Raw genomic sequence first — 3,877 nt, 5'->3', positions numbered from 1 at the left:
CCTGCAGAACTGCAGGGGCCTTTGCTTTTTAGAGAAGAACTCAGTTTAATCGATGATCACGATCTTCCTGTTTATGGTTCTCTCTTCAGAACTTAAGCTCAGGTTGTACACACCGGAACCGGTTCTCTTATTCGGTGTGATCTGTGTGGAAATAGCTCCTTCCGGTGTCGCCGTCACTTTCTTCTCCAGTATTTTACGGCCGGTAATGTCGGTCAGTACCAGCTTCACTTTTTCGTTCGGGCTAAGCGTCGTTATTCTGACAGCTACTTCGCTTCCACCCGCTGCCGGGTTCGGGAATACCTCAAATACACCTTTAAACTGTTCTTCGTCTTTTATACCCAATGGAGTCGCTCCGCAGTAACTGCCTTCCCCGCTGTTATAAGCACTGGCAACTTCCTGTGGCGTGAGCGCCCGGTTGAAAAGTTTCAGTTCATCCAGGTCACCGTTGTAGTGGTAGCCATTGTCGAGTTTCATGTAGCCGATGTTGACAGGCACCGTACCCTCGAAGCCGCGTTCGTAGCTATACTCTGCTTCGTCTACCAGCGCTCCATCGATGTAGAGCCTGCTCTTCTTGTTACTGCCGTCCCGCATCGCTACAACCTGGTGCCACTTGCCATCGTTCACTTTAGGGCCTTTCGCCCCAATGAAGATGCCTATGTGCTGCAGGTCACGCAGCATGAACATCACTTGTCCGTTGGGATCCACACCTACCCACCAGTGCATTTTGGAGTCGGTTGCGTTGCGCCCGATAATAACCGAGTTGCCATCCTTTGTAGAGGAAGAGCGCATCCAGAACTTGATCGTGAAGTTCGCATCCTTTTTCCAGTCAAACTGATCTGCTATTTCAACGTCCAGGCCAGTCTTGGCACCGTCAAAGCGCTGCGCATCATGGAATTTGCCTTCTACCGGGGTTGGGCAATCCGTGCAGGCGGCCTGCGCAGGAGTCAGATAATCCTCCAATACACCTTCAGCTCCACCGGCATCCATAGGGAAATAGTGTGCCAGTCCCGGGAGGCAGTTTGGCAGCTCAACCGGCTGCGCAGCCTCTCCTACCGTAATGTTGACCGGATCGGAGTCGTAGAAATGAACGCCATCATCGGTTACTTTTGCCGTGATCCGGTAGCTGCCCGGTGCTGCCCCCGTCCAGGTATAGGAATAAGGAGCCGTGCCGGTTTCCCCGATCAGGGTATTGCCCCGGTAGTAAGCCACATTCGACCATACCTGGTCTTTGTTGGTAGAGGTGATCTTCAGTTCGATGGGTGCTCCTACCGCATGGTTTGAATTATTAACCGGAGAGGTCACCGTGATCGCCTTGAAAGCACCTTCGCTACAGTCAGGCAGCACATCTACGTAGGTCGTGGTCGAGAGGCCGCCGGCATCGGTCACGGTCAGGTTGATGCGGTAAAAATAGGTATTGCCATCGCAGCCGATCGGTGTGATCGTAGCCGTGGTTTCCTTCTTCTCATCGATCGGTTCCGGGTGCACGTGGTCGTTGTGATGCATCACTGTCTGCCACTTGTAGGTAAGTTGAGTGGCACTGTGCTCATCATCTGTCACCTCAGCTCTCAGGTTAAGCACCGTTTTGTCTTTCAGGGTATAGAGAGTACCTGCTGCCGGACTGGTGATCTTCACTTTAGGCGGTGTGTTGTTCAGGTTGATGGACAGGCGTGCCGTGGTAGTCAATCCGCCGGCATCGGTTACTTTCAGCACCACATCGTATTTTTTCCCTACTTCGGCCGAGGTATAGGTATGTTGTGGGTTTGCCACTTTGGATTTTGCACTGCCATCGCCAAAGTCCCATTCATAGGTTACGGCGCCTTCTGCATCCGTCGACTCATCACCTTTGAACTGTACCAGCAGCGGGCTTGGGCCAAACAGTTTGTCAGCTTTTGCCACTGCTTTCGGAGGCGTGTTGCCGCTGTAGTAGTTGACCTTCTTTATCTGCGTGGCATAGTTGATATAGTATAACCCACCTTTCACAGGGTTGGATGCGAAGGCGACCACGACGGCATCTTTATCGATGAAGTTACGCACCGCTTTGGGAGCTTGCTCATTGTCAAAAGAAGCACTTCGGATCCAGCCGGCACCATAGTCACCGAAGAAATATGTGTTCTTATACTCAGCCGGGAAGTCATCACCGGTATACCAGACTCCTCCGGTAGAAGAGCTTCCGTTGAATTGCGGTCCGGTTACAGGTGAACCGGCGGCACCAATCATGGCTACGGCAGCATTGTTTTTACTATCGAAGGTGCCCACTCGGGAGCCTCCTTCACCGTTCCCCCATTCAATGGATGGACGCGCATGCGTAAAGGTCGGAATGCTTTTGGGGATCAGATCGCCCCAGCGGCAGGGGTTGCCAAAATAAGGCTCGCCGTTAAGAACAGGCTGCAGGATCAGATCCCGGAAGTAAAAATGCGGTTGCGCACAGTTGCCCTCGCCATTCAGTGGGTTAGGAGCACTTGTATTGGCAATTGGTCTGTGTATGTAGAAATTCTGTGCTTCCAGGCCTTCAAACAATGGCCAGCCAAAGTTCATACCTGGTTTTGTAGCTACGTTCACTTCTTCCCGGTCAGACCAGCCTGAGTCACCTATATACAACACACCCGGCGAGGTGGCGCTGCCGGAGCCCGGTTTTACAGAAAACCGGAAAGGGTTGCGCAGACCGAGAGACCAGATGCGGGAAGCAGCTTCACGCGCCTTGCCGGCTTCGTAAAACGGGTTGCCTGGCATACCGTCCCCCGTAGCAGGATTGATGCGCAGGATCTTGCCATTGAGAGACTCCAGCTGCTGTGATCTGTAGGCGCCCACGTTTACTTTCTGGGTCATGATGCCATCCTTCAGTGCCTGCGGTACATAGGTATCCAGCGGTCTGTTCGGGTCCGAATCCATGTAACCGTAGTCAGGCCAGCCGGCTGTAGCACCGTCGCCGGTAGAAATAAGCAAGGAACCATCTTCGCCGAACATCAACGTACCGATACCGTGTGACTCATAGAGCACTGGCACACCGGTTGACTTGGTTTCTCCCAGCAGCACCTTGCGGCTGTTCGGGTCTATCGTTCGGCGGTTATCACTGGCGCGGGCCGTATAACGGGTGACGCGGCCAATGGTCGCATCGTAGTACTCATTTTTAGCGGGGCTATAGTTGCCGGTACCAAAGTGCAGCAGGTGATGGCGATCCACCACATAGAGCAGGTAAATGTAGCCATTGCTGTCAAAATTGGGGTCGAGGGCAAGGCCCAACAGGCCGTGATCTCCCCAGTCACCTACTTCTTCGCTGATGTCCAGCATGGGCACGGGAAGACGCTCCCCGTTCTCTACGATCCAGACTTTACCTGCTTTTTCCCAGACGTACATTTTCTCGCCGTCTTTGGAGAAGGTAAGGCCCACAGCGGCATTCCAGTCGTCTCCCACCTCTTCCACCACAAAGCCGGAAGGCTGTGCTGTGGCCAGATAACTGCCCAGTAGCAGGAAGATCACAAGGAAAACTTTTGGTATAAATGCGAAACGGTGGGTTGAGGTGTAATCTGTACGTTGTATAGCCAGAGGCAAGGCATGTCCTTCGCCCCTCGTGTAAAGATTATGCATAGATAAAAAAGTAATTGTTTAACATAATTCACTTAATAAATCGGGTATAGGATAACGGGTCTGATGACCGGTTAAAGTTGTATTTCAGAAAGTTAGGTATGGTACAATCCTCCCGGAGGAAGCTTATAGGTAAGACCAGAATGGAATTGTACTGTTGTGCTGAAATGAGATACGCAGCTTGCACTATATAGTTCCTGTCTATTTCAGAGAATGTAGTGTCAGTTGTTACAGAACATTAGTCAGCGGACTTTTACTAGGGGTAAACGATAAGGGGCTTGTCCGTTCAATGATC

General features: G+C 52.0%; 1 protein-coding gene. It reads right to left on the bottom strand.

The annotated features are described in order from the left end of the window. Positions 1 to 45: 45 nt before the first annotated feature. The gene (locus OB13_RS19405; RefSeq protein WP_461491840.1) at positions 46 to 3,477 is read right to left on the bottom strand and encodes a PQQ-dependent sugar dehydrogenase; all 3,432 of its coding nucleotides are present in this window, start codon (positions 3,475 to 3,477) and stop codon (positions 46 to 48) included. Between the last annotated feature and the right edge of the window lie 400 nt (positions 3,478 to 3,877).

The sequence above is a fragment of the Pontibacter sp. HJ8 genome, assembly GCF_054824225.1.
Note: the sequence above shows the minus strand (reverse complement) of the source record. Positions and strands in the feature narration are given on the sequence as shown.